17 protein-coding genes are annotated in these 25,258 nt (G+C 60.4%); 13 read left to right on the forward strand and 4 right to left on the reverse strand.

Features of this window, described 5'->3' with window-relative positions:
* Nucleotides 1-16 precede the first annotated feature (16 nt).
* The 9 genes from ACWR1S_RS11935 (at nt 17) to ACWR1S_RS11975 (ending at nt 15,674) form a co-directional block, all read left to right on the forward strand.
* Nucleotides 17-994 carry a dipeptidase gene (locus tag ACWR1S_RS11935; RefSeq protein ID WP_454563620.1) on the forward strand — a complete coding sequence of 326 codons (978 nt, stop codon included), beginning with the start codon at nt 17-19 and terminating at the stop codon, nt 992-994.
* 107 nt (nt 995-1,101) lie between these two features.
* Entirely contained in the window at nt 1,102-1,632 is a 531-nt protein-coding gene (locus ACWR1S_RS11940) for a DUF5943 domain-containing protein (RefSeq protein ID WP_005792152.1), read from the forward strand.
* A gap of 15 nt (nt 1,633-1,647) precedes the next feature.
* Nucleotides 1,648-3,708, forward strand: a complete 2,061-nt coding sequence (gene dgcA / locus ACWR1S_RS11945; protein WP_454563621.1) for a dimethylglycine demethylation protein DgcA — start codon at nt 1,648-1,650, stop codon at nt 3,706-3,708.
* Nucleotides 3,709-3,870: 162 nt separating this feature from the next.
* Nucleotides 3,871-5,820: a dimethylglycine demethylation protein DgcB gene (gene dgcB, locus ACWR1S_RS11950; protein WP_454563622.1), complete on the forward strand. Its 1,950-nt coding sequence runs from the start codon at nt 3,871-3,873 to the stop codon at nt 5,818-5,820.
* The gene (gene etfA, locus ACWR1S_RS11955) at nt 5,820-7,040 is read left to right on the forward strand and encodes an electron transfer flavoprotein subunit alpha (protein WP_454563623.1); all 1,221 of its coding nucleotides are present in this window, start codon (nt 5,820-5,822) and stop codon (nt 7,038-7,040) included. The genes dgcB and etfA overlap by 1 nt, the downstream gene beginning before the upstream one ends.
* Before the next feature lie 9 nt (nt 7,041-7,049).
* Nucleotides 7,050-7,820: an electron transfer flavoprotein subunit beta gene (etfB, locus tag ACWR1S_RS11960; protein WP_454563624.1), complete on the forward strand. Its 771-nt coding sequence runs from the start codon at nt 7,050-7,052 to the stop codon at nt 7,818-7,820.
* A gap of 1,127 nt (nt 7,821-8,947) precedes the next feature.
* Nucleotides 8,948-12,400, forward strand: a complete 3,453-nt coding sequence (locus tag ACWR1S_RS11965) for an alpha/beta fold hydrolase (RefSeq protein ID WP_454563625.1) — start codon at nt 8,948-8,950, stop codon at nt 12,398-12,400.
* 136 nt (nt 12,401-12,536) lie between these two features.
* A complete protein-coding gene (locus ACWR1S_RS11970) occupies nt 12,537-14,405 on the forward strand; it encodes a c-type cytochrome (RefSeq protein ID WP_454563626.1) in 1,869 nt (622 codons plus the stop codon).
* Between the two features lie 24 nt (nt 14,406-14,429).
* Nucleotides 14,430-15,674, forward strand: coding sequence for a metallophosphoesterase family protein (locus ACWR1S_RS11975; protein WP_454563627.1), 1,245 nt, complete (start codon nt 14,430-14,432; stop codon nt 15,672-15,674).
* 122 nt (nt 15,675-15,796) lie between these two features.
* Here the strand turns inward: ACWR1S_RS11975 and gbcA are convergent, their stop codons facing one another.
* On the reverse strand, nt 15,797-17,092 hold the full coding sequence (gene gbcA / locus ACWR1S_RS11980) for a glycine-betaine demethylase subunit GbcA (protein ID WP_008083155.1): 1,296 nt from the start codon (nt 17,090-17,092) through the stop codon (nt 15,797-15,799).
* A gap of 297 nt (nt 17,093-17,389) precedes the next feature.
* Here gbcA and gbcB point away from each other — a divergent pair, with 297 nt between their 5' ends.
* Nucleotides 17,390-18,490, forward strand: a complete 1,101-nt coding sequence (gbcB, locus tag ACWR1S_RS11985) for a glycine-betaine demethylase subunit GbcB (protein WP_007911227.1) — start codon at nt 17,390-17,392, stop codon at nt 18,488-18,490.
* Nucleotides 18,491-18,608: 118 nt separating this feature from the next.
* Here gbcB and ACWR1S_RS11990 read toward each other — a convergent pair whose 3' ends face one another.
* From ACWR1S_RS11990 to ACWR1S_RS12000, 3 genes are all read right to left on the reverse strand, one after another.
* Nucleotides 18,609-19,433: an SDR family oxidoreductase gene (locus ACWR1S_RS11990; RefSeq protein WP_454563628.1), complete on the reverse strand. Its 825-nt coding sequence runs from the start codon at nt 19,431-19,433 to the stop codon at nt 18,609-18,611.
* A gap of 290 nt (nt 19,434-19,723) precedes the next feature.
* Entirely contained in the window at nt 19,724-20,257 is a 534-nt protein-coding gene (locus ACWR1S_RS11995) for an REP-associated tyrosine transposase (protein WP_454563629.1), read from the reverse strand.
* A 314-nt stretch (nt 20,258-20,571) separates the two neighbouring features.
* Nucleotides 20,572-21,612 (reverse strand): threonine aldolase family protein, encoded by a 1,041-nt coding sequence (locus ACWR1S_RS12000; RefSeq protein ID WP_236431625.1) that lies wholly within the window; start codon nt 21,610-21,612, stop codon nt 20,572-20,574.
* Nucleotides 21,613-21,738: 126 nt separating this feature from the next.
* On the opposite strand from ACWR1S_RS12000, the gene ACWR1S_RS12005 reads away from it, so the two are divergent.
* From ACWR1S_RS12005 to ACWR1S_RS12015, 3 genes are all read left to right on the forward strand, one after another.
* Nucleotides 21,739-22,449 carry a TraX family protein gene (locus ACWR1S_RS12005; protein WP_454563630.1) on the forward strand — a complete coding sequence of 237 codons (711 nt, stop codon included), beginning with the start codon at nt 21,739-21,741 and terminating at the stop codon, nt 22,447-22,449.
* A 284-nt stretch (nt 22,450-22,733) separates the two neighbouring features.
* On the forward strand, nt 22,734-23,987 hold the full coding sequence (locus tag ACWR1S_RS12010) for a serine hydroxymethyltransferase (protein ID WP_007913117.1): 1,254 nt from the start codon (nt 22,734-22,736) through the stop codon (nt 23,985-23,987).
* 20 nt (nt 23,988-24,007) lie between these two features.
* On the forward strand, nt 24,008-25,258 hold the full coding sequence (locus ACWR1S_RS12015) for a sarcosine oxidase subunit beta (protein ID WP_003206307.1): 1,251 nt from the start codon (nt 24,008-24,010) through the stop codon (nt 25,256-25,258).

Here is a 25,258-nt window from a genome sequence, read left to right on the forward strand (position 1 = left end):
AATAAGGGGACGCCTGATGAGCCCAGCCGAATTACACGCCGACAGCATCGTTATCGACGGTCTGATCATTGCCAAATGGAACCGCGAGCTGTTCGAAGACATGCGCAAGGGCGGTCTGACGGCAGCCAACTGCACGGTGTCGGTGTGGGAAGGCTTTCAGGCGACCGTGAACAATATTGCCGCCAGTCAGAAGCTGATCCGCGACAACAGCGACCTGGTGATGCCGGTGCGCACCACCGCCGACATTCGCAAAGCCAAGGAGCAGGGCAAAACCGGCATCCTCTTCGGCTTCCAGAATGCCCACGCGTTTGAAGACCAGATCGGCTATGTCGAGGTGTTCAAGCAGCTCGGCGTCGGCATCGTGCAGATGTGCTACAACACCCAGAATCTGGTGGGCACCGGTTGCTACGAGCGTGACGGCGGCCTGTCGGGTTTCGGTCGCGAAATCGTTGCCGAGATGAACCGCGTTGGCGTCATGTGCGACCTGTCCCACGTCGGTTCCAAGACCTCGGAAGAAGTCATCCTCGAATCGAAAAAACCGGTCTGCTATTCCCACTGCCTGCCGTCGGGGCTCAAAGAGCACCCGCGCAACAAGTCCGATGCAGAACTGAAGTTCATTGCCGACCACGGCGGTTTTGTCGGCGTGACCATGTTTGCGCCGTTTCTCGCAAAGGGCATCGATTCGACCATCGACGACTACGCCGAAGCGATCGAATACGTGATGAACATTGTCGGCGAAGACGCCATCGGCATCGGCACCGACTTCACCCAGGGTCACGGCCAGGACTTCTTTGAATACCTGACTCACGACAAGGGCTACGCCCGCCGCCTGACCAGCTTCGGCAAGATCATCAACCCGCTGGGCATCCGCACCGTCGGCGAGTTCCCGAACCTGACCGAAACCCTGCTCAAGCGCGGCCACTCCGAGCGCGTGGTACGCAAGATCATGGGCGAGAACTGGGTCAACGTCCTGAAAGACGTCTGGGGCGAGTAACGCTGACTCAAGACCGCCGCCGAACTGCCCCCTCTCCTGTGGGAGAGGGCTGGGGTGAGGGCAGCGGTGAGCACTGAATCCACTATTTTTTCTGGAGTTAAGTTTCCATGGCCAAGATCGCCCCGCAATTGCCAATTGAAGTCGACAGCGAGACCGGTGTCTGGACCTCCGACGCCCTGCCAATGCTCTACGTGCCGCGTCACTTCTTCGTGAATAACCACATGGGCATCGAGGAAGTTTTGGGTGCTGACGCCTATGCCGAGATCCTCTACAAGGCCGGCTACAAATCCGCCTGGCACTGGTGCGAGAAAGAAGCCGAATGCCACGGCCTGGAAGGCGTCGCGGTGTTCGAGCACTACATGAAGCGCCTGTCGCAACGTGGTTGGGGCCTGTTCAAGATTCAGGACATCGACCTCGACAAAGGCACTGCCAGCGTCAAGCTCGAACACTCGGCGTTCGTCTACGTCTACGGCAAGGTCGGACGCAAGGTCGACTACATGTTCACCGGTTGGTTTGCCGGGGCCATGGATCAGATTCTTGAAGCACGCGGCAGCAAGATTCGCACCGTCGCCGAGCAAGTCTACGGTGGCTCCGAAGAAGGCCACGACGACGGCCTGTTCACCGTCAAGCCGTTGTAAGTCGAGGAACCCGCCATGGCTTTCGAAGCAATGTTCCAGCCGATCCAGATCGGCAAACTGACCATCCGCAACCGCGTGCTCAGCACCGCGCACGCCGAGGTCTACGCGACGGACGGTGGCATGACCACCGACCGCTACGTCAAGTATTACGAAGAGAAAGCCAAGGGCGGCATCGGCCTGGCGATCTGTGGTGGTTCCTCCGTGGTGGCCGTCGACAGCCCGCAGGAATGGTGGAGCTCGGTGAACTTGTCCACCGACCGGATCATTCCGCACTTCCAGAATCTGGCCGACGCCATGCACAAGCATGGCGCCAAGATCATGATTCAGATTACCCACATGGGCCGTCGCTCGCGCTGGGACGGCTTCAACTGGCCGACCCTGATGTCGCCGTCAGGCATCCGTGAACCGGTACACCGCGCCACCTGCAAAACCATCGAGCCGGAAGAAATCTGGCGGGTCATCGGCAACTACGCCCAGGCCGCGCGCCGGGCCAAGGCCGGTGGTCTTGACGGCGTTGAACTGTCGGCGGTGCACCAGCACATGATCGACCAGTTCTGGAGCCCGCGCGTCAACAAGCGTACCGACGAATGGGGCGGCACCTTTGAAGGCCGGATGAAGTTCGGTCTGGAAGTGCTGAAGGCTGTGCGCGCCGAGGTCGGTGACGACTTCTGCGTGGGCATGCGTCTGTGCGGTGACGAGTTCCACCCGGACGGCTTGTCCCACGAGGACATGAAGCAGATCGCCAAGTATTACGACGACACCGGCATGCTCGACTTTATCGGTGTGGTCGGCTCGGGTTGTGACACTCACAACACCCTGGCCAACGTGATTCCGAACATGAGTTATCCACCGGAGCCGTTCCTGCATCTGGCCGCCGGGATCAAGGAAGTGGTCAAAGTGCCGGTGCTGCACGCACAGAACATCAAGGACCCGAACCAGGCCACGCGCATTCTTGAAGGCGGTTACGTCGACATGGTCGGCATGACCCGCGCGCACATTGCTGACCCACACCTGATCGCCAAGATCAAGATGGGCCAGATCGACCAGATCAAGCAATGCGTCGGCGCCAACTATTGCATCGACCGTCAGTATCAAGGCCTCGACGTGCTGTGCATCCAGAACGCCGCGACGTCCCGTGAATACATGGGCGTGCCGCACATCATCGAGAAATCCACCGGGCCGAAACGCAAAGTGGTGATCGTCGGTGCCGGCCCTGCCGGGATGGAAGCGGCCCGCGTCGCCGCCGAACGTGGCCACGACGTGACCCTGTTCGAGAAGAAGGAATTCATCGGCGGGCAAATAACGACCGCCTCGAAAGCGCCGCAGCGTGACCAGATCGCCGGTATTACCCGCTGGTTCCAGCTGGAACTGGCGCGGCTGAAAGTCGATCTGCGTCTGGGCACGGCGGCCGATGCCGACACCATCATGGACTTGCGTCCGGACGTAGTAGTGCTGGCGGTCGGCGGGCATCCGTATCTGGAACAGAACGAACACTGGGGCGCCGCCGAAGGGCTGGTGGTCAGCAGTTGGGACGTGCTCGACGGCAAGGTTGCGCCGGGCAAGAACGTGCTGGTCTACGACACCATTTGCGAGTTCACCGGGATGTCGGTTGCCGACTTCCTCGCCGACAAAGGCAGCCAGGTCGAGATCGTCACCGACGACATCAAACCGGGCGTGGCCATCGGCGGAACGTCGTTCCCGACCTACTACCGCAGCATGTACCCGAAAGAAGTGATCATGACCGGCGACATGATGCTCGAGAAGGTTTACCGCGAGGGCGACAAACTCGTGGCAGTGTTGGAGAACGAATACACCGGCGCCAAAGAGGAGCGGGTGGTCGATCAGGTGGTGGTGGAAAACGGCGTGCGTCCGGATGAGGAAATCTACTACGCGCTCAAAGAGGGTTCGCGCAACAAGGGCCAGATCGACGTTGAAGCGTTGTTCGCGATCCAGCCACAACCTTCGCTGAGCACCACCGGCGACGGCTACTTGCTGTTCCGCATCGGCGACTGCGTGGCGCAGCGCAACACGCACGCCGCGATCTATGACGCCCTGCGGCTTTGCAAAGACTTCTAAGCCTCGCGAACGATCGTTCCCACGCTCCGCGTGGGAATGCCGCAATGGACGCTCCGCGTCCGCTTTGGGACGCGGAGCGTCCCGGGATGCATTCCCACGCAGAGCGTGGGAACGATCATTGAACGCCGTGTTTCTCCAGGTTGTACTGGTGGGAGCTTCACCATGTTGAACACCCTTCTTCCAATCCTGTTGTTCGCAGCTATCGGCCTTGGTGTCCTCGGCGCGCTGCGGCGGGTAGCGATGTGGCGCCGGGGCCGGGCCTCGAAGGTCGATCTGATCGGCGGCCTGTTGGCCATGCCCAAGCGTTACATGGTCGATTTGCACCACGTAGTAGCGCGGGATAAATACATCGCCAACACCCACGTCGCTACAGCGGGCGGTGCGGTGGCGTCGATTGTGCTGGCGTTGCTGGTGCACGGTTTCGGCCTGCATAACCGCATACTCGGTTACGCCTTGCTACTGATGACGGCGGTGATGTTCGTTGGTGCGATCTTCGTTTATCTGCGTCGGCGCAACCCGCCGGCGCGGCTGTCGAAAGGCCCGTGGATGCGCCTGCCGAAAAGCCTGCTGGCGTTCTCGGCGTCGTTCTTCCTGCTGACCTTACCGGTGGCCGGGATTCTGCCGGAGAACTTTGGCGGCTGGATACTCGCGGTCATCCTTGGGATTGGTGTGCTGTGGGGCGTGTCGGAACTGTTCTTCGGCATGACCTGGGGCGGGCCAATGAAGCACGCCTTTGCCGGTGCCTTGCACTTGGCCTGGCACCGTCGCGCCGAGCGCTTTGGCGGCGGTCGTTCCACCGGTTTGAAACCGCTGGATCTGAACGATCCGAACGCACCACTGGGGGTGGAAAAACCCAAGGATTTCACCTGGAACCAGTTGCTCGGTTTCGATGCCTGCGTGCAGTGCGGCAAATGCGAAGCGGCGTGCCCGGCTTTCGCCGCCGGCCAGCCGCTGAACCCGAAAAAACTGATTCAGGACATGGTCGTCGGCCTCGCTGGCGGCACTGATGCCAAGTTCGCCGGCAGTCCTTATCCTGGCAAACCCATCGGCGAACACTCAGGCAATCCGCATCAGCCGATCGTCAACGGTCTGGTCGACGCCGAAACCCTGTGGTCGTGCACCACCTGCCGCGCCTGCGTCGAGGAATGCCCGATGATGATCGAGCACGTCGACGCCATCGTCGACATGCGTCGGCACCTGACCCTGGAAAAAGGCGCGACGCCGAACAAGGGCGCCGAAGTACTCGAAAATCTGATCGCCACCGACAACCCTGGCGGTTTTGCACCGGGCGGTCGGATGAACTGGGCGGCGGATCTGAACCTCAATCTGCTCAGCGAAAAGAAATCTACCGACGTGCTGTTCTGGGTCGGCGACGGTGCGTTCGACATGCGCAACCAGCGCACCCTGCGCGCCTTCGTCAAAGTGCTGAAAGCGGCGAAAATCGACTTCGCCGTGCTCGGCCTCGAAGAACGAGACAGCGGTGACGTCGCCCGGCGTCTTGGCGATGAAGCAACCTTCCAGCTGCTCGCCAAACGCAATATCCAGACCCTGGCCAAATACAGCTTCAACCGCATCGTCACTTGCGATCCGCACAGTTTCCATGTGCTGAAAAACGAGTACGGCGCGTTCGACGGCAACTACCTGGTGCAGCACCACAGCACCTACATGGCAGAAATCATTCAGGCCGGCGCGCTGAACCTCGGGCAGCACAAAGGCAACAGCGTGACCTATCACGATCCGTGCTACCTCGGCCGCTACAACGGCGAGTACGAAGCGCCGCGTGAAGTGTTGCGTGCGCTCGGTATTGAAGTGAAAGAGATGCAACGTTCCGGCTTCCGCTCGCGCTGCTGCGGCGGTGGCGGCGGGGCGCCGATCACTGACATTCCGGGCAAACAGCGGATTCCCGACATGCGCATGGAAGACATCCGCGAGACCGGTGCCGAACTGGTGGCCGTGGGTTGTCCACAATGCACGGCGATGCTCGAAGGTGTGGTCGAACCGCGTCCGCTGATCAAGGACATCGCCGAACTGGTGGCCGACGCGCTGCTCGAAGACGCCGCGCCGAGCAAGCCTGCCACTCCGGCCAAACGTGAACCTGCGGAGGCCCACTGATGAGCGACATTATCCGCCGCGACCCGCGCGCCGAATGGATTGCCCGTAACCGCCTGCATCCGCTGCACGCGGCGATGCAACCGGCGCAACACAGCTGGATGGGGCCGAATGGCGTCATCCGCAAGAACCTGCACGGCATCGGTTTTATCGGCCCGAACGGCATCAAGCGTATCGACCGCAGCGGCGCGCAACAGGGCGGGGCGGTCAAGCGTTCGGCTGCTGTGGAAGTGCAACTGCCGCTGCATCAAGTGCCAGCCCCGGCGTTCTACATCAGCGTGGTGCCGGACATGGTCGGCGGCCGCCTGAGCAGCCACGACCGTGACTTGCTTGGCCTTGCTCATCAACTCGCCGGCCAGGACGGCGCGGTATTGGCGGTGGTCTTTGGCGAGCATAAGGAAAACGCTTTCGCCACCGCAGGCGTGGATCGCTTGCTGGTGCTCGAAGGCGAACAGTTCAGCGGTTATGTACCGGAACAGCGAGTGCAAGGTTTGCGCGCTGTGGATAACCAGTTCAACCCACGTCACTGGCTATTGCCGGACAGTCGCAGCGGTGGCGGTGAACTGGGTCGACGCTTTGCCGCCGCACTGGGCGAGCGCCCGGCCACGCGGGTCTGGCAGGTCAAGGATCAGGAATGCATCGGCCGTGCCGGTGCGGGACTGCAAGACCTGGCGCGACCGGTTGCACGGTTGATTCTGGCGGCGGCCGAATGTGCAGAACCGGTCAGCGAAACCCGTCATGAAGCGTTGCCGGTGGAGTTATCCACAAGTGTCGTGCGCAGCCTGTCGCGGATCGAAGATCTCGGCGCCGTGGCGGTCGACCCGGCAGCGATTCCGATGGCCGAAGCGGAGTTCATTTTCTCCGGCGGTAACGGCGTCAAGGACTGGGCGCTGTTCCACGAAACGGCGGCGGCACTCGGTGCTACCGAAGGCGCGTCGCGGGTGGCGGTGGACGATGGCTTTATGGCGCGTGATCGCCAGGTCGGCGCGTCCGGCACCTGGGTCACCGCGCGGGTTTACGTGGCTGTGGGTATCTCTGGCGCGATCCAGCACCTGCAAGGCATTGGTGCCTGCGACAAGGTGGTGGCGATCAACCTCGATGCGGGGTGCGACATGATCAAGCGTGCCGACCTCTCGGTGATTGGCGAGAGCGCAGAGATTCTGCAGGCGTTGATCGAAGCGGTCGCGGCTTACCGCAACGAAGCCAAGCGCGATGCGGCTTAAGGAAACGCTATGAATACGAAGATTATCAGTCTGGTTTCCATCGGCGCCCACCCGACTTCCGGCAGGCCACGCCGCGCCGACCAGGATGCGCGCGCCGTGGAACTCGGCCTGCAACTGGCGGGGGATAACCTGCAAGTGCTGCATGCCGGGGATGTCGCGGAGCCAGCATTGCGCGCCTATCTGGGCATGGGGCTTGAGCAGATGCACGTGCTGGAGCAACCCGCTGGCGCCGATGCGCTGCCGGCGCTGACCGCGTATCTGCGCGATGCCGGTGCACAGGTGGTGCTGACCGGTAGCCAAGCCGAGACCGGCGAAGGCTCGGGGATGTTGCCGTTTCTGCTCGCCGAAGGTTTGGGCTGGCCATTGGTGGTCGGGCTGGCGCAGGTTGAGTCGATCAACGACGGCTCGGCGTTGGTGCTGCAAGCCTTGCCGCGCGGACAGCGGCGCCGGTTGAAGGTGAAACTGCCGTTTCTGGCGACTGTGGATAACGCCGCGCCGAAGCCTAGGCAGAGTGCTTATGGTCCGGCGCGACGCGGGGTCTTGCAGGCTGAAGACGTCGAAGTGGTGGACGATGAGTTGCTCGCGGTCGCCACTTTGCAACCGGCCAAGCCACGGCCGAAACGCTTGAAGGTGATCAAGGCCAAAAGTGGGGCGGACCGGATGAAGGCCGCGACGGCCAAGGCCAGTGGGGGCGGGGGGCAGGTGCTCAAGGGAGTTACCGCGCAGGCTGGCGCCGAGGCGATTCTCAAGTTGCTGATTGAAGAAGGTGTTGTTCGCTGAAAAGCCCCTCACCCTAGCCCTCTCCCAGAGGGAGAGGGGACCGACCGAGTGGTATTGGCTAATTACATCGACCTGCGATTGCGCGGTGACCTTGGCTTGGGCAAGCCTGAGATCGCAATGTTCGTTCAGGTCAATGGATTTCAAATAGGCGATTCGGTCGGCTCCCTCTCCCTCTGGGAGAGGGCTGGGGTGAGGGTAGCTGTTTACCCACAATCCCTGTTGGCGGATCTGTGGATAACGTGTTTGCCTTTGCCTGCACCCCACGCCAATCAAGCCTTACAGCGCTGCGATCAAAAAACAACCAGCCTAAGTCACGGATTTTCAGGGCTTTTTCTCTTGGATAACTGAGCAAGTTGCCCCCAATCTCTGTTGGCGCTTCTGTGGATAAGATGTTCGCTATCCGCTGAGACCCATACAGACCGTGGCTTTCAAAGATTTGATCAAAAAACAGTCAATTCATCTGTTTCCATGGAAAACTACCGCGCAAACCTCGATTTCACACAGCCTCCAGTGCTTTTCCACAGCGTCGATAAAGTTACCCCCGATCTCTGTTGGCGCTTCTGTGGATAAGGTGTTCGCCATCCTCTACAGCCCATTAAAACCGTGGCTTACAGAGTTGTGATCAAAAAACAGCCAATGCCTCTCGCAAACCGTGCTTCTGGATAATTCACGATTTTTCTTCACAAATCAGTGAGTTATTTTCCCGTTCATCCACAGTTACCCCCATTTGCTGTGGGTGGCTATGTGGATAACTTGTTTGCCAAACCCTGTAAGCCCCGGCCCGTATAGTCCAAACAGCAATTGATCACATTTCATACAGTTCTAAGGCGTTGCCTTGACTTCGATTCCAGCGCTGTCTTCACTGACAGGGCACAAGGACAGCCGTCACTTATCCACATCTGGTTCTGGGAGAACGCATGATGGATAGCCCGTCGCACCGCCCCCCGCCCGTTCCACGCAAGCGCACCCTGCGTCGCGCCGCCAATCAGCACGCTCGCCTGTAGCGCGCCAACCAGCCAGACCGCTGTGCTGTCGCCGGACTTCATCCGGTGGCCAGGTGCCCGTTCGCCCATTGATTGCAGGCAACCGCAGAGTTGCCCCATCTGCCTGATTAGAGGATGCACCTCATGACACGGATCGCAACGCCCATCAGCGAGATCAAGGAACACTACGATGTGATCGTTATCGGCTCAGGCTACGGCGGCGGCATCGCTGCCTCGCGCCTGTCCCGTGCCGGCAAACGTGTGTGCCTGCTCGAACGCGGTCGGGAAATCCAGCCCGGCGAATACCCCAACACCATGATCGCCGCCACCGAAGAGCTGCAGGTGCATGACCCGGATGGCCATATCGGTTCGCGCACCGGGCTGTTCGACTTGCACGTCAACGCCCAGCAAAACGTCGTGGTCGGGTGCGGCCTCGGCGGCACGTCGCTGATCAATGCCAACGTGGCCCTCGAGCCGGAGCCCGGCGTATTCGATGACCCGCGCTGGCCGCAAGCGGTGCGTGAACACCGCGACACGCTGCTCAAGGACGGTTACGCCCGCGCCCGCGAGATGCTCAAACCCAATCCCTACCCGAGCACTTCACCAAACCTGCCGAAACTCGACGCCAACAAGAAATCGGCGGATTACCTCAAGCAGGGCGCGCATTTCTACAAACCGCCGATCAACGTGACCTTCGACAAGCTGCCGAACAACCTCAACCATGTCGGCGTCGAGCAACTGCCGTGCAACCAGTGCGGCGATTGCGTTTCTGGCTGTAACAACAAGGCCAAGAACACCACGCTGATGAACTACCTGCCGGACGCCTGGAATCACGGCGCGGAGATTTTCTGCCAGGCCGAGGTGCGCCATCTGGAGCGCGACGGTGACGGCTGGATCGTGCACTTCCAGTACCTCGACAGTGGGCGTGAGATGTTCAGCGCGCCGACGTTGTTCGTGAAGGCCGATATCGTCGTGGTCTCCGCCGGCACCCTCGGCTCCACGGAAATTCTTCTGCGTTCGCGCGACAAAGGCGTGGTGATGTCCGGCCAGCTCGGCGAGAACATGAGCGGCAACGGCGACATCCTCGGCTTCGGCCACAACTGCGAGCAGACCATCAACGGCATCGGTTTCGGCGCGCACCCGGTCAAGGAACTGCAACCGGTTGGCCCGTGTATCACTTCGGTGATCGACATGCGCACCGAAGGCGACTGGCGCAGCCGCATGGTCATCGAGGAAGGCTCGATCCCTGGCGCGCTCGGCCGGCCGATGGTGCCGAGCATGGCCGGATTCGCCGAGATGATCGGCGTGCCCACCGACGACAGTTTCAGCGGCAAAGTGAAGTACAAGGAACGCGAAGCGGAAAGCTTCCTGCGCGGCCCGTATTACGGCGCCCTGCACAACATGCAGACCTACCTGATCATGAGTCACGACAGCGGCCAGGGGCGGATGATCCTCGACAACAAAGATCAACTGCGCATCGATTGGCCCGGCGTTGGCGAGCAGGAGAACTTCAAACTCGGCAATCAGCGTTTGCAGCAGAGCACCAAGGCGCTCGGCGGCGTGTGGGTGGAGAACCCGATCTGGACCAAACTGCTCAAGCACAGCATCGTTTCAGTGCACCCGTTGGGCGGTTGCGTGATGGGCGAAGACGCGGCGCAAGGCGTGGTCAATCACAAGGGCCAGGTGTTCAGCGGCGCCAGCGGCACCGATGTCTACGCCAACCTTTACGTGACTGACGGCGCGGTGATTCCGACATCGCTGGCGGTCAATCCGCTGCTGACCATTTCTGCCGTGAGTGAACGCAACATGGGTTTGCTCGCTGCCGACCGTGGCTGGCAGATCGACTACACACTGCCGTCGGCCCCGCGCAAACCGGTGGCGCCGCCAACCCTCGGCGTGCAGTTCACCGAAACCATGAAAGGTTACTTTTCCCGGGCGTTCACGGCGGCGCAAAGTACCGACCTGAAAGTCTACGAAGCGGCGGCCAAACGCGGTGAGGCGGACAATTCGCCGATCGACTTCACCCTGACCATCACCGCCAACGATCTCAACCGCATGATCAAGGAGCCCGAGCACGCGGCAACCATTGTCGGCACCGTCATCGCGCCGGCGTTGTCAGCACAGCCGCTGACCGCGAGTAACGGCGTGTTCAACCTGTTCGAACAATTCGAGCAACAGGTCGATACGCGCCACATGAAATACGACATGAAGCTGACCGCCGAGGACGGCAACGACTATTTCTTCAGCGCCTTCAAAACCGTGCCGGAAGACAACGGCGTGCTGAATATCTGGCATGACACCAGCACGCTCTACGTGACGCTGTATCGCGGCCCGGACAAATCCGGCGAGGTGATCGGCTCCGGGGTGATGCACATTCATCCGACCGATTTCGCCAAACAGATGACCACCATGAAAGTGCTCAATGCGCGCAATGAGCGTGAGCGCATCGAAGGGCTGGCGCGCTTCGGCAAGTTTTTCGCCGGGATTCTCTGGGAAAGCTACGGCGGGGGGTTTTTCGGTGACATCTACTTCCACCCGGACGCGCCGCCACGGCTGAAACGACCGCTGGATGCCCCCGTCCCGGCAGTGCATTTCTTTCCCACCGAGGACGGTGTCGAATTGCGCCTGACGCGTTATCAGGCCGGCAGTAAAGGCCCGGTGATGCTGGTGCACGGATTGGGTGTGGGGTCGAATATCTTCTCCACCGACACCATCCAGACCAACCTGCTCGAATACCTGTGCAAGCACGACTATGACGTCTGGCTGCTGGATTTTCGCGTGAGCATTCTGTTGCCGGCGAGCAAGAAGGAATGGAACGGCGATCAGATTGCCCAGTACGACTTCAAGGCTGCCATCGCGCAGATTCAGCAGCAAACCAACGCCCGCGATGTGCAATGCGTGGTGCATTGCTATGGCGCGACGACGTTCTTCATGTCGTTGCTCGCCGGTTTGCAGGGCGTGCGTTCGGTGGTCTGCTCGCAGATTGCTGCTGACACCATGGTTGCCACTGCCACAGGGCTGAAGGCCGGTTTGCACCTGCCGGGGATGCTCGATGCGATCGGCATCAAGTCGATGACGGCTTACGCCGACAGCAAGGAAAACTGGTTCAACAAACTCTACGACAAGGCCCTCAACGGTTACGCGCGGATCGAGGCGCAGGGCTATTGCACCAACCCGGTGTGCCACCGCATCACCTTCATGTACGCGTCGCTGTATCGCCACGACACCCTCAACGAAACCCTGCACGACAACCTGCACGAGTTGTTCGGCGAGTCGAACATCGAGACCTTCGAGCATCTGGCGCTGATCGTGCGCAAAGGGCATCTGGTGGATTTCAAAGGCAACGATGTGTACATGCCGCACTTTGATCGACTGACCATGCCGATCTGCTTTATCAGCGGCGCCGACAATCAGTGTTATCTGCCGGAAAGCACCCTCAAGACCTACCAGCGTCTGTGCGACCTGCACGGGCCCGAGCGTTACAGCCGACAGGTGGTGCCGGGCTACGGCCATATCGACTGCATGTTCGGCAAGAACGCGGTGGTCGATGTCTACCCGATCATCCTTGAACACCTGGAGAAAACCGCCCTCGGTTGACGATTGACCGAGTCGACTGCTTCGCGAGCAAGCTCGCTCCCACAGGGGCACACATTCCAATGTGGGAGCGAGCTTGCTCGCGAAAGCGGTAGGTCAGGCGCTACACCTCTTGGGTCTGCACAAGGAAATGGATGACATGGACAGCTACATCCGCTGGTTTCAACGCTTCATCTGGATCGGCATTGCGATGAACATGGTGTTCGCCATCCCCGCGCTGTTCGCGCCGGGCTTGCTGACATCGGTGGTCGGGCTGCCGCCGCAACTCTCCGACCCATGGCTGGAAAATGCCGGGATGCTGCTGGTGGGCATCAGCGTGTTTTACATGCCATCGGGTTTCAACGCGCCGCGTTACGTGGTGCATTCCTGGCTCTGTGTGCTGACGCGGTTGATCGCCGTGGTGTTTTGGATCTACCTGATCAATACCAGCGTTCAAGGCTCGGTATTCGTGCCAATGCTGATGGGCGATCTGAGCTTCTTTCTGATCCTTGGCATTCTGCTGTACCTCGGCACCACGCCAGAGAACCGGCCATGGGCGCTGCTTTGCGATGGCTGGCGCGAATGGAAAGCGGCGTGGGCGCGGCAATGGCAAAGCCACGCCTTCAAGGTTGGCACGTTGGTGGTGGTCGCGGTGCTCGGTTTTATCGGTTACGAAACCTGGTATCAGATGCTGCGGGTGGTGCCGGAGCAGCAATACGCCTCCGACGAAGACCACTATAAGTACGCCGCGATTGGACTCGGTATCGAAGCGCGCATCCCGTATTACCTGTTCGCCGTGTTGCCGCAGATGTGCCCGGAAAAAATGCCCAAACCCGGTGGCTGGGAGGTTTTTGGCTTCCTCTTCGAAAACGGCAAGGACCTGCCGATCGGCATGGCCAAGCGGCAGATCGGCTATCCGACCGTCGAACCGAACTGCGCGCTGTGCCACACCGGCTCCTACCGCGCCAATGCCAGCGACGTCGCCGTCAATGTGCCCAGCGCACCGGCCAACACCCTGCAACTGCAAGCTTTCCAGTGGTTCGCCTACGATTGCGCCAGTGATCCGAAATTCACCACCGACACGGTGATGGCGGCGATCAACAGCAAGTTCCAGTTGGGCTTCTTCGAAAAACTCTACAACCGCTACCTGATCATGCCGATGGCGAAAAGCGCCTTGCTCAAGCAGAAGCAGTCCTACGCCTGGCAGAAGCTGCGTCCGCAACAAGGCCCGGGCCGCACCGATACTTTCAATCCGACGAAAATGGTGGTGTTCGGCTTCCCGGATGACTCGACCATCGGCACCGTCGACCTGCCGCAAGTCTGGAACCAGAAACCCCGGGAATCGATGTACCTGCACTGGGATGGCAATAACAACAAGATCCACGAACGCAACTACGCCGCCGCGATGGCGGTGGGCGCGACGCCGGAATCGGTGCTGCCGCCTAGTTTCAATCGTGTGACCAACTGGCTGCTCGGGCACAAGGCACCGGCGTGGCCGTGGGCGCTGGATCAGGCCAAGGTCGCGCAAGGCAAACCGATCTGGGAGGCCAACTGCGCCGCTTGTCATGACTTCGGGCGTGCCGACACCGGACAGGTCACCACCAACATCGACCAGCTCGGCACCGATCCGCATCGGCTGGACTCGTTCACCACCGGTCTGGTAGCCGCGTTCCACTCCTTCAAGAAACCACCGTTCGACTTCGGCGCCTACCGCAAGACCCAGAGCTACAGCAACACGCCCACCGACGGTGTCTGGCTGCGCGCGCCGTACCTGCACAACGGCTCGGTGCCGACCCTGTGGGACCTGCTGCAACCGCCGGAAAAACGTCCGCAGGTGTTCATCACCGGCTCGGATATTTACGACCCGGTCAATGTCGGCTTCGTTACCCGCGGCGCCCAGGCCAAAGCCTCGGCCGACTTCACATACGACACGCGCCTGGAGGGCAATCACAACACGGGTCACCTGTACGGCACGACGCTGTCGGACGACGACAAGCGGGCGCTGATCGAATTCATGAAAACCCTGTGAACCTTACGGAGAGAGGATTACGCCATGTCACTGGTCAGTCATTGGGAACACGAGTACGACAAGGTCAAAGTGCGCATTCACGGCTTGTTCACGCGCATGGAAATGGCCTGGATGAAACTCATCAGCGAGCTGGAGCCGCAGGAGTTTCAAGCGATCATCAAGTTGCTGCAGCGCGGCCACGATCAGGCGCAGTACGTGCTGAAGAACGGCGAGTTGCCGGACGACGAACCCGCGGTGCCGTGGGAGTTGTCCCATGGTCTGTCGATCCTGCGTATTGGTAACGCCACACCGCTGCCGCAATCGCCCGATCAACTGGCGACCCGGGTGCTGAAAGACGGCACCCTGCTCGGTTGTCGCAAGTGGGAGCTGCTCGATTTGCTCTGGAGCGAAGCGCTGCTGAAGTGGATCGAAAACCTGCGCCATCATGCGACGTTCGGCACTGATCCGGCCGTAGTGCAGATGGATCGCGACGTGACCCTGGCGATTGCCGGTGACTGGGGCACGGGGCCGTTCGACAGCCATGCGCCGGCGGTGTCAGTGGCCAATCAGATGCAACTGGCCCAGGCCGATTTCACCATTCATTTGGGCGATGTGTATTACGCCGGCAGTCACTCTCAGGAGGACGTCGACATGGCCGGTTGGCCGATGGGCACACATGGCTCGTTCACCCTCAACTCGAACCACGAGATGTACAGCGGCGCTCACGGTTATTTCAAGGAACTGGCCAAGCGTTTTCCCGGGCAGCAGGGCACCAGTTACTTTGCCTTGATCAACGATGACTGGCTGGTGGTCGGGCTGGATTCTGCCTACGCGTCGGACGCGATGAACCTGTACATGGACGGCACCTTGAACGAGCCGCAGATCGCGTGGATGAAAGGCCTGCCGAAACGCAAAAAACTCATGGTGCTCAGCCATCATCAGGGCTTCGATATTTCCGGGCACAACAAGACCGCGTTATATCAACCGGTGTGCGATGCGCTGGGACGCGAGCCGGATTACTGGTATTGGGGGCATCTGCATAACGGCATCGTCTATGCGCAGCAGGGCGGTTTGCAGGCGCGTTGTGCCGGGCACGGGGCGATTCCCTATGGCAATTCCAGTGAGCTGAACGGGCATTCGCGGGTGTTGTGGTCAGAGACGCAGGATGCCAACGACCCGGCGTATCCGCTGCGGGTGTTGAACGGGTACGCGAAAATCAGGCTGGTGGGAGAGGAGATTTTTGAGGAGTTTATTGGCGAGGATGGATCGGTGAGGTGGTCATCACACTGACTGATCGTTCCCACGCTCTGCGTGGGAATGCAGCCCGGGACGCTCTGCGTCCCAAAGGCCGAACGCGGAGCGTCCGTTGAGGCATTCCCACGCAGAGCGTGGGAACGATCAAGCAGAAGACATCAGCCTTGGACGGGGACGCCTTTGAGGTACGGCGCAGGCTCGGCGCCGAGGTTGTTCAACAGGCGCTCGCTGTACCAATCAACGAAGTTGACCACGCCAAACTCATAAGTCTTGGAGTAAGGCCCTGGCTGGTAGGCGGTGGAGTTGATCCCGCGCTGGTTCTCTTCCGCCAGACGCCGGTCCTGATCGTTGGTCGCATCCCACACCTGACGCATGCGCTCGACGTCGTAATCCACGCCCTCAACCGCATCCTTGTGCACGATCCACTTGGTGGTGACCATGGTTTCCTGTGCACTGATCGGCCACACGGTGAAGACGATGATGTGGTCGCCCATGCAGTGGTTCCACGAGTGCGGCAGGTGCAGGATGCGCATCGAACCCAGATCCGGGTTCTTGATGCGGCCCATCAGTTTGGCGCAGCCCTGTTTGCCGTCGAGGGTCATCGACACGGTGCCCTTGAGCAGCGGCATGCGTACGATGCGGTTACGCAGGCCGAAGCTGGCGTGAGCGTAAGGGATCTTCTCGGCTTCCCAGGCAGCGGCGGAGGCGGCGACGTGATCCTTGAACGCCTGATCGGCGCGCGGGTCGGTGACGTCGTCCCATTCCAGCAAGGTTTTCAGCAGTTCCGGGTGCGACGCGTTGCAGTGGTAGCACTCGCGGTTGTTTTCCAGCACCAGTTTCCAGTTGGCCTTTTCCATCAAGGTGGTGGTGATCGCCACCTTGGTGTTCTCCATGTCGTACGGTTCCATGTAATGGTTCAGCGTCGACAGGAAGTCATCGATGGCTGGCGGGTTCTCGGCCAGGCTGATAAAGATGTAGCCGCCGGCGGTCTTCACGTTCACCGGTTTCAGGCCGTACTGCTTCATGTCGAAGTCGGCGCCCATTTCGGTACCGGCGAACAGCAGGCGACCGTCCAGCTCATAGGTCCACTGGTGGTAGTGGCAGACCAGTTTGGCGACCTTGCCTTTTTCACTGGTGCACAGACGCGAGCCACGGTGGCGGCAGACGTTGTGGAAAGCATGCACCACGCCTTCGGCGCCACGGATGACGATGATCGGGTTCTTGCCGATCTGCAGCGTCAGGTAGTTGCCCTTGGCCGGGATCTCGCAGGTCATGCCGGCGATCAACCACTCTTTCTGGAAGATCTCCTGCATGTCGATATCGAACAGCCGTTCATCGCTGTAGAACGGTTGCGGCAGCGAAAACGTCCGCTCGCGCTCCTGGAGCATTTGTGCGGTGGCCTTGCGTGCGGGTTCCAGCGGATCGCCCAGGCTGATTTTTGCGGTGACGTCCATCGATGTGATCCTCATGGCCATCTGCGTGGCCGGCGAAAAGTGGCTGATCAGGTGTGCTGCTAACGGTTGCTACGCAAGGTGTAAAGAATCTGTCTTGGTGTTGGGGCGAGTGTGGGGCCGGCGCTGCCGCGAACCTTATCCATGGGCGACATGGTGCAATCTGTTCCCGACGCGCAACCCCCGGTGGTTGGGGGCTGGTCGCGATAAGTATGCCGATGTCGCGGATAGGTAAACGGGCGGTCTGCGCTATACGCAGAATCGCCACATGAAGGCCGACAGTCGGCCGTGGAGAACAGCATGTCCAACAGCTTCCTGAATCCGGTCACCACCCAGACCTGGGCCAATGGCCGACACATCGTCCGTTGCGTCAAAGTCATCCAGGAAACCTGGGACGTGCGCACCTTCTGCTTTATGGCCGACCAGCCGATCCTGTTCTTCTTCAAGCCCGGGCAATTCGTGACCCTGGAGCTGGAAATCGAAGGCCAGCCGATCATGCGCTCGTACACGATCTCCAGTTCGCCGTCGGTGCCGTACAGCTTTTCGGTGACGATCAAACGGGTGCCGGGTGGCAAGGTCTCCAACTGGTTGCACGACACGCTTCATGAGGGGCAAGAGCTGGCGGTGCACGGGCCGGTCGGGCTGTTCAATGCCATCGACTTCCCGAGCCCGAAAGTCCTGTACCTCAGCGGCGGCGTCGGCATCACGCCGTGCATGTCGATGGCGCGCTGGTTTTACGACACCAACGCCAACGTCGACATGACCTTTATCCACAGCGCGCGCTCGCCGAAAGACATCATTTACCACCGCGAGCTGGAACACATGGCGTCGCGGATCGACAACTTCAGCCTGCACCTGATTTGTGAGAAGCATGGCTTGGGTGAGCCGTGGGCCGGGTATCGCGGTTACCTGAATCACAAGATGCTGGAACTGATGGTGCCGGACTTCCTTGAGCGCGAAGTGTTCTGCTGCGGCCCGACGCCGTACATGAACGCGGTCAAGCGGTTGCTGGAAGTGGCCGGGTACGACATGTCGCGTTATCACGAGGAATCGTTCGGCGCCACGCCACCGGAAGCCCGTGCCGATGCGGTGGAACAGGCGGAACAGGCCGCCGATGCACCGGAAATCGATGCGGCGGATCTGCATCAGGTCGAATTCACTTCGTCCGGCAAGAGCATTCGTGTGGCCCCGGGTGAGACCGTGCATGCGGCGGCGGCCAAGCTGGGGCTGATGATTCCGAAAGCGTGCGGGATGGGGATTTGCGGGACGTGCAAGGTGCTGAAGCTGGGCGGCGAGGTGGAGATGGAGCACAACGGCGGGATTACCGAGGACGATGAGGCTGAGGGGTTTATCTTGTCGTGCTGCAGTGTGCCGAAGGGCGACGTACGAATCGATTTCTAAGGCGTTGCACAGACCCAATGTGGGAGCGAGCTTGCTCGCGAATGCGGTGTGTCATTCAACATATGTGCTGTCTGACAGGGCCTATTCGCGAGCAAGCTCGCTCCCACAAGGGGGCGTTTCAATCGACGAACAGGTCTGTCATCAGGGTTGTGGTGCTGTCTGGATCAAAGCGATATTGACCGAACTCAGTCACGCCGCTCTCACGCAAAACTTCCTCATCAATCAACAGTCGCCCGGTAATCTGCCGCCCGCTGCTATCCAGAATCACATGCGCCGCATCCGCCATGATCGAAGGCAGACGCGCCTGCTTGAACGACTCCCGATTACCCAGCTGAAACTCGATCGCCGCCGTGGCAATCATCGTCTGCGGCCACAACGAATTGACGCTGATCCCATAACTGGCAAATTCCTCACTCATCCCCAGCGTCAGCATGCTCATGCCGTATTTGGTCACGGTGTAGGGGCTGAACTGCGCAAACCACTTGCTCGCCAGGTTCAGCGGCGGTGACAGGTTGAGAATGTGCCCGGCAGATTTTTTCAGGTAGGGCAGGGCGGCTTGGCTGCACAGCAGCACCGCGCGGGTGTTGATCTGGTGCATCAGGTCGAAACGCTTGAGCTCGATGTGTTGCACACCGGTCAACTTGATCGCCCCGGCGTTGTTCACCAGCGCATCGATTGCGCCGAAGTGCTCGTTGGCCCGGGCCAGTGCCTGGCGCACGCCATCCTCATCACGCACATCCACCTGCAACGCCAACGCCTTGCCACCCGCCGCTTCGACTTCAGCGGCGACGCTGTGAATAGTGCCGGGCAGTTTGGCGTGGGGTTCGGCGCTTTTCGCCGCAATCACGATATTGGCCCCGTCCCTCGCGGCACGCATCGCAATCTCACGGCCAATGCCACGGCTGGCGCCGGTGATGAACAGGGTTTTGCCTTGTAACGACATGCCGATGCTCCTGCTTATTGTTATGTGAGCGAAGGGCTCGACAGACAATGTAGACCAAGTCTTTCAGGGCAGAAGGGCATTGATCGTTCCCACGCTCCGCGTGGGAATGCAGCCGTCGACGCTCCGCGTCATAGCTGTGCTCAGCTTTACGTCTGTGGTGGGGCTGGAACGCGGAGCGTCCCGAGAGGCATTCCCACGCGGAGCGTGGGAACGATCAGTGCGGTGGAGTCAGATCTGATCGTTCCTACGCTCCGCGTGGGAATGCAGCCCGGGACGCTCCGCGTCCTATTTCAATACCAGCACTGAACCTCAATCAGCCCCGGCATTCCCGCGTAGTTCCTGGCACTCGAATAACGCCATTGTTCTGGCAAATCCACATATCCGCGTTTCACTGGATTGTTGTGGATGTATTCAAGCTTCTGACGCATCACCGATTCGCTGTAGACCATTTCTGCGTGTGAACCTTCCTGCCACAACTGGTACACCCGATCCTGCTTATGCGCGCGTTTGCTAAAGCGCAGGCGTTGCAGAGCTTTGTCGGCACCTTTGCTTTGCAGATCATCGATGATTTGTCGCGCGGTGAAAGATTTGAATTGGCTGAGGCATTTACTCAGGTCGGGCGCCTGAGCGACGAAGTGAAGATGGTTTTCCAGAATCACGTAGCCGTACAGCTTCAAGTCATGGTGGGTCTGTTGATAACGCCAGCAGTTGAGCAGGTGGTCGACGATGTACGGGCGGATGAATAACGGCAACCACTCCATGATCGTGCAAGTCAGGAAATGCGGTTTGTCGGTTTCAGTAATGGTGTAGCGGCTTCGGCCCATGGGATTCTTCCTTGAATCTTGCGGTGCGACGGGAATGGAACGCGGAGCGTCCCGGGAGGCGTTTCCACGCAGAGCGTGGGAACGATCAGGGTGAGGCGGGTGGGATGATCGCGCTAGAAGAGAAGTCTGGTATTACGGTGGGAAAAGTCATTCCCGGCCGAAGATCGTTCCCACGCTCTGCGTGGGAATGCAGCCCTTGACGCTCCGCGTCATAGCGGTGCTCAGTATGGCGGTAGTGGTGAGGCTGGAACGCGGAGCGTCCCGGGAGGCATTCCCACGCGGAGCGTGGGAACGATCAGTGCGGTGGCGGGAGGTCAGGCGGACATGACTTCGCGGATGTCGCGGGCCAGTTCGCGTACGCGTTCTTCTTCGGTGTCCCACGAGCACATGAAGCGTGCGCCGCCCTTGCCGATGAAGGTGTAGAAGCGCCAGTTCTTCGCGGTCAGGGCGGCGATGGCCGGTTCCGAGAGTTGCAGGAACACGCCGTTGGCCTGCACCGGGAACATCAGTTCGACGCCCGGAATGTCGCTGACCAGTTCTGCCAGCAATTGCGCGCAGTGGTTGGCGTGGCGCGCATATTTCAGCCAGGCGTCGTTTTCGAGGATGCCGACCCACGGGGCCGAGAGGAAGCGCATTTTCGACGCCAGTTGCCCGGCCTGTTTGCAGCGGTAGTCGAAGTCTTCCGCCAGTTTGTGGTTGAAGAACAGGATCGCTTCACCCACGGCCATGCCGTTTTTCGTGCCGCCGAAGCACAGCACGTCAACACCGGCCTTCCAGGTCAGATCGGCTGGCGAGCAACCGAGGAAGGCGCAGGCGTTGGAGAAGCGCGCGCCGTCCATGTGCAGGTGCAGGCCGAGTTCTTTGCAGGTGGCGCTGATGGCGCGGACTTCTTCCGGGGTGTAGACGCTGCCGACTTCAGTGGCTTGAGTCAGGGTGACCACGCGCGGTTTCGGGTAGTGGATATCCTGACGCTTGAGGGCGACTTCGCGGATCGACTGCGGGGTGATCTTGCCGTTTTCAGTGCCGGCGATCAGCAGTTTCGAGCCGTTGGAGAAAAATTCCGGGGCGCCGCATTCGTCGGTTTCGACGTGGGCGGTTTCCGAGCAGATCACGCTGTGGTAACTCTGGCACAGCGACGACAGGGCCAGCGAGTTGGCGGCGGTGCCGTTGAAGGCGAAGAACACTTCGCAGTCGGTTTCGAACAGTTTGCGGAAATGGTCGGACGCGCGTGCGGTCCATTCATCGTCGCCATACGCGCGCTGGTGGCCGTGGTTGGCCTGCTCCATCGCAGCCCAGGCTTCAGGGCAGATGCCGGAGTAGTTGTCGCTGGCGAATTGTTGGCTCTTGTCGGTCATGGCCGGCTTCCGTGGTCGAGACTCTTGTGAAGGCTCGTGGTCAATGAGGGTGCGCACTTTACCGAAGATCTTCCGGGGAGCACACGGGATGTCGCTGTCAGAACATTACATGGACGCAGACCGATTATGCACCTGAGAAAACGCGACGGCGCGCTGGATCTGCTCAAGTGGCTGGCGCTGCTGAGCATGTTGCTCGATCACCTGCGATATGTCGGCTTTTCCGCCGATTGGCTGTATGTGCCGGGGCGGCTGGCGTTTCCGTGGTTTTGTCTGGCGATGGCGGCGAATCTGGCGCGTGATGGTTCGGGGAAGATGGAATGGCGGTATCTGGGCTGGTTGGTGCTGTTCAGTGCGGTGAGTGAAATTCCCTATCGGTTGTACATTCCAGAGCCGGATACGTTGAACGTGATGCCGACGCTGGCGCTGGGTTTACTGGTAGCGCGGGGGTGGCAGGATCCCTCGATCATGGCGCGATTGCTGGGCGTTGCTGCGCTGGTGCTGGCCGCTGTGTTTCCGGAACGACTGATGTTCGGCTTGTTCGGGATTCTGTTGCCGCTGGCGTTGCTGCTGGTGTTTCGCCGGCCGTGGTATTTCAGCCTGCTGCCGGGGTTGGTGTGTTTGGCGGCCAACCAATGGCAAGTCCTGTACGACTCGGCGAGGTTCGGCAGTAGCGTCGCCATCCTCGGGATTGCCATTTGTCTGTTTGCGCCAGTGCTCGGGCTGTTCCTGTTGCGACATGTGCGACATCACCGGCCACCGCCGATGCGGCGCTGGGCTTACGCCCTCTATCCAGCGCATTTCCTCCTGCTACTCGCCGTCCGCCAACTCTTTACATAACCCTGTGGGAGCGAGCTTGCTCGCGAAAGCGGTGTGTCAGCCAGCATTGATGTTGACTGACACGGCCTCTTCGCGAGCAAGCTCGCTCCCACAGGGTTCTTCGTCATATTGAGGACTGTGTCTGTCAGGGCATTTCCAGCCATGTCGTAAACGCACCTTTGCGTGGCGCGCGCAGGCATTTGAGCTGTCTGCGCCGGTCATACCATCGGCATCAAAGGGCACTGCCTTCAATGCCAGTGCCTTACCGAGACGAATGGCGCACAGATGCCGCTGGGAGAGACGCGATGTTCAGCAAGCAAGACCAGATCCAGGGTTACGACGATGCACTGCTGGCGGCGATGAATGCCGAGGAGCAACGTCAGGAAGATCACATCGAGCTGATCGCGTCGGAGAACTACACCAGCAAACGCGTGATGCAAGCGCAAGGCAGTGGCCTGACCAACAAATACGCCGAAGGTTATCCGGGCAAGCGCTACTACGGTGGCTGCGAGCACGTCGACAAAGTCGAAGCCCTGGCCATCGAACGCGCCAAGCAACTGTTCGGCGCCGATTACGCCAACGTCCAGCCACACTCCGGTTCGTCGGCCAACAGCGCCGTGTACCTGGCGCTTATCCAGCCGGGCGACACCATCCTCGGCATGAGCCTCGCTCACGGTGGTCACTTGACCCACGGTGCGAAAGTGTCGTCTTCGGGCAAGCTCTATAACGCTGTGCAGTACGGCATCAACACCGACACCGGGCTGATCGATTACGACGAAGTCGAGCGTCTGGCCGTCGAATCCAAGCCGAAAATGATCGTTGCCGGTTTCTCCGCTTATTCGAAGACGCTGGACTTCCCGCGCTTCCGTCAGATCGCTGACAAAGTCGGTGCGCTGCTGTTCGTCGACATGGCCCACGTCGCCGGTCTGGTCGCTGCCGGTCTGTACCCGAACCCGCTGCCGTACGCCGACGTGGTCACCACCACCACGCACAAAACCCTGCGCGGTCCACGGGGCGGGCTGATCCTGGCCAAGTCCAACGAAGAGATCGAGAAAAAGCTCAACGCCGCGGTGTTCCCCGGCGCTCAGGGCGGCCCGCTGATGCACGTCATCGCCGGCAAAGCCGTGTGCTTCAAGGAAGCGCTGGAGCCAGGCTTCAAGGCCTATCAGCAACAAGTGATCGACAACGCTCAGGCCATGGCGAGCGTGTTTATCAAACGTGGCTACGATGTAGTGTCCGGCGGTACCGACAACCATTTGTTCCTGGTCAGCCTGATCCGTCAGGGCCTGACCGGCAAAGACGCCGACGCCGCCCTTGGCCGCGCGCACATCACCGTCAACAAGAACGCCGTGCCGAACGACCCGCAATCGCCGTTCGTGACCTCGGGCCTGCGCATCGGCACCCCGGCCGTCACTACTCGCGGTTTCAAGGTGACCCAGTGCGAAGTGTTGGCTGGCTGGATTTGCGACATCCTCGACAACCTCGGCGATGCCGATGTCGAGGCCAATGTTGCCCAGCAAGTGTCGGCCCTGTGCGCAGACTTCCCGGTTTATCGCTGAGTGTTCTGGAGTAACTGACTATGCAACGCTATTCGGGCTTCGGCCTCTTCAAACACTCCCTCAGCCACCACGAAAACTGGCAGCGCATGTGGCGCACGCCAACGCCGAAGAAAGTCTACGACGTGGTCATCGTCGGCGGCGGCGGGCACGGTCTGGCGACTGCCTATTACTTGGCGAAAGAGCACGGCATCACCAACGTCGCCGTGGTCGAGAAGGGCTGGCTGGGCGGCGGTAACACCGCGCGCAACACCACCATCGTGCGCTCCAACTACCTGTGGGACGAGTCGGCGCACCTCTACGAACACGCGATGAAATTGTGGGAAGGCCTGTCGCAGGATCTTAACTACAACGTGATGTTCTCCCAGCGTGGCGTCTACAACCTGTGCCACACCCTGCAGGACATCCGTGATTCCGAGCGTCGGGTCAGCGCCAACCGCCTCAATGGCGTCGATGGCGAACTGCTCAACGCCAAGCAAGTGGCTGACGAAATTCCGTACCTCGACTGCTCGAAAAACACTCGCTACCCGGTGATGGGTGCAACCGTTCAGCGTCGCGGCGGCGTCGCCCGTCACGATGCCGTGGCGTGGGGCTTTGCCCGTGCCGCCGACGCCCTCGGTGTGGACTTGATCCAGCAGACCGAAGTGATCGGCTTCCGCAAGGAAAACGGCGTGTGCATTGGCGTTGAAACCAACAAGGGTTTTATCGGCGCCAAGCGCGTCGGCGTGGTCACGGCCGGTAACTCCGGGCACATGGCCAAGCTCGCCGGTTTCCGTCTGCCGATCGAATCCCACCCGCTGCAAGCGCTGGTGTCCGAGCCGATCAAGCCGATTATCGACAGCGTGATCATGTCCAACGCCGTGCACGGTTACATCAGCCAGTCCGACAAGGGTGACCTGGTGATCGGCGCCGGTATCGACGGCTACAACGGCTACGGCCAGCGCGGTTCGTACCCGGTGATCGAGCACACCATTCAAGCCATCGTCGAGATGTTCCCGGTGTTGTCGCGCGTACGCATGAACCGTCAGTGGGGCGGCATCGTCGACACCACCCCGGACGCTTGCCCGATCATTTCGAAAACTCCGGTGCCGAACATGTTCTTCAACTGCGGTTGGGGCACTGGTGGCTTCAAGGCCACACCTGGCTCGGGCAACGTGTTTGCCGCGAGTCTGGCCAAGGGTGAAATGCACCCGTTGGCCGCACCTTTCTCCATCGACCGTTTCCACAACGGTGCGTTGATCGATGAACACGGCGCTGCTGCGGTTGCCCACTAA

This window comes from Pseudomonas sp. AIG (assembly GCF_977020205.1).

Coding starts and splice junctions, on each gene's coding strand:
- etfB (WP_454563624.1), top strand. CDS start 7,050: ATGAATACGAAGATTATCAGTCTGGTTTCCATCGGCGCCCACCCGACT.
- etfA (WP_454563623.1), top strand. CDS start 5,820: ATGAGCGACATTATCCGCCGCGACCCGCGCGCCGAATGGATTGCCCGT.
- ACWR1S_RS12005 (WP_454563630.1), top strand. CDS start 21,739: ATGCACCTGAGAAAACGCGACGGCGCGCTGGATCTGCTCAAGTGGCTG.
- dgcB (WP_454563622.1), top strand. CDS start 3,871: ATGTTGAACACCCTTCTTCCAATCCTGTTGTTCGCAGCTATCGGCCTT.
- gbcA (WP_008083155.1), bottom strand. CDS start 17,092: ATGGACGTCACCGCAAAAATCAGCCTGGGCGATCCGCTGGAACCCGCA.
- ACWR1S_RS11995 (WP_454563629.1), bottom strand. CDS start 20,257: ATGGGCCGAAGCCGCTACACCATTACTGAAACCGACAAACCGCATTTC.
- ACWR1S_RS11970 (WP_454563626.1), top strand. CDS start 12,537: ATGGACAGCTACATCCGCTGGTTTCAACGCTTCATCTGGATCGGCATT.
- ACWR1S_RS12000 (WP_236431625.1), bottom strand. CDS start 21,612: ATGACCGACAAGAGCCAACAATTCGCCAGCGACAACTACTCCGGCATC.
- ACWR1S_RS11975 (WP_454563627.1), top strand. CDS start 14,430: ATGTCACTGGTCAGTCATTGGGAACACGAGTACGACAAGGTCAAAGTG.
- ACWR1S_RS12010 (WP_007913117.1), top strand. CDS start 22,734: ATGTTCAGCAAGCAAGACCAGATCCAGGGTTACGACGATGCACTGCTG.
- ACWR1S_RS11935 (WP_454563620.1), top strand. CDS start 17: ATGAGCCCAGCCGAATTACACGCCGACAGCATCGTTATCGACGGTCTG.
- dgcA (WP_454563621.1), top strand. CDS start 1,648: ATGGCTTTCGAAGCAATGTTCCAGCCGATCCAGATCGGCAAACTGACC.
- gbcB (WP_007911227.1), top strand. CDS start 17,390: ATGTCCAACAGCTTCCTGAATCCGGTCACCACCCAGACCTGGGCCAAT.
- ACWR1S_RS11990 (WP_454563628.1), bottom strand. CDS start 19,433: ATGTCGTTACAAGGCAAAACCCTGTTCATCACCGGCGCCAGCCGTGGC.
- ACWR1S_RS11940 (WP_005792152.1), top strand. CDS start 1,102: ATGGCCAAGATCGCCCCGCAATTGCCAATTGAAGTCGACAGCGAGACC.
- ACWR1S_RS12015 (WP_003206307.1), top strand. CDS start 24,008: ATGCAACGCTATTCGGGCTTCGGCCTCTTCAAACACTCCCTCAGCCAC.
- ACWR1S_RS11965 (WP_454563625.1), top strand. CDS start 8,948: ATGACACGGATCGCAACGCCCATCAGCGAGATCAAGGAACACTACGAT.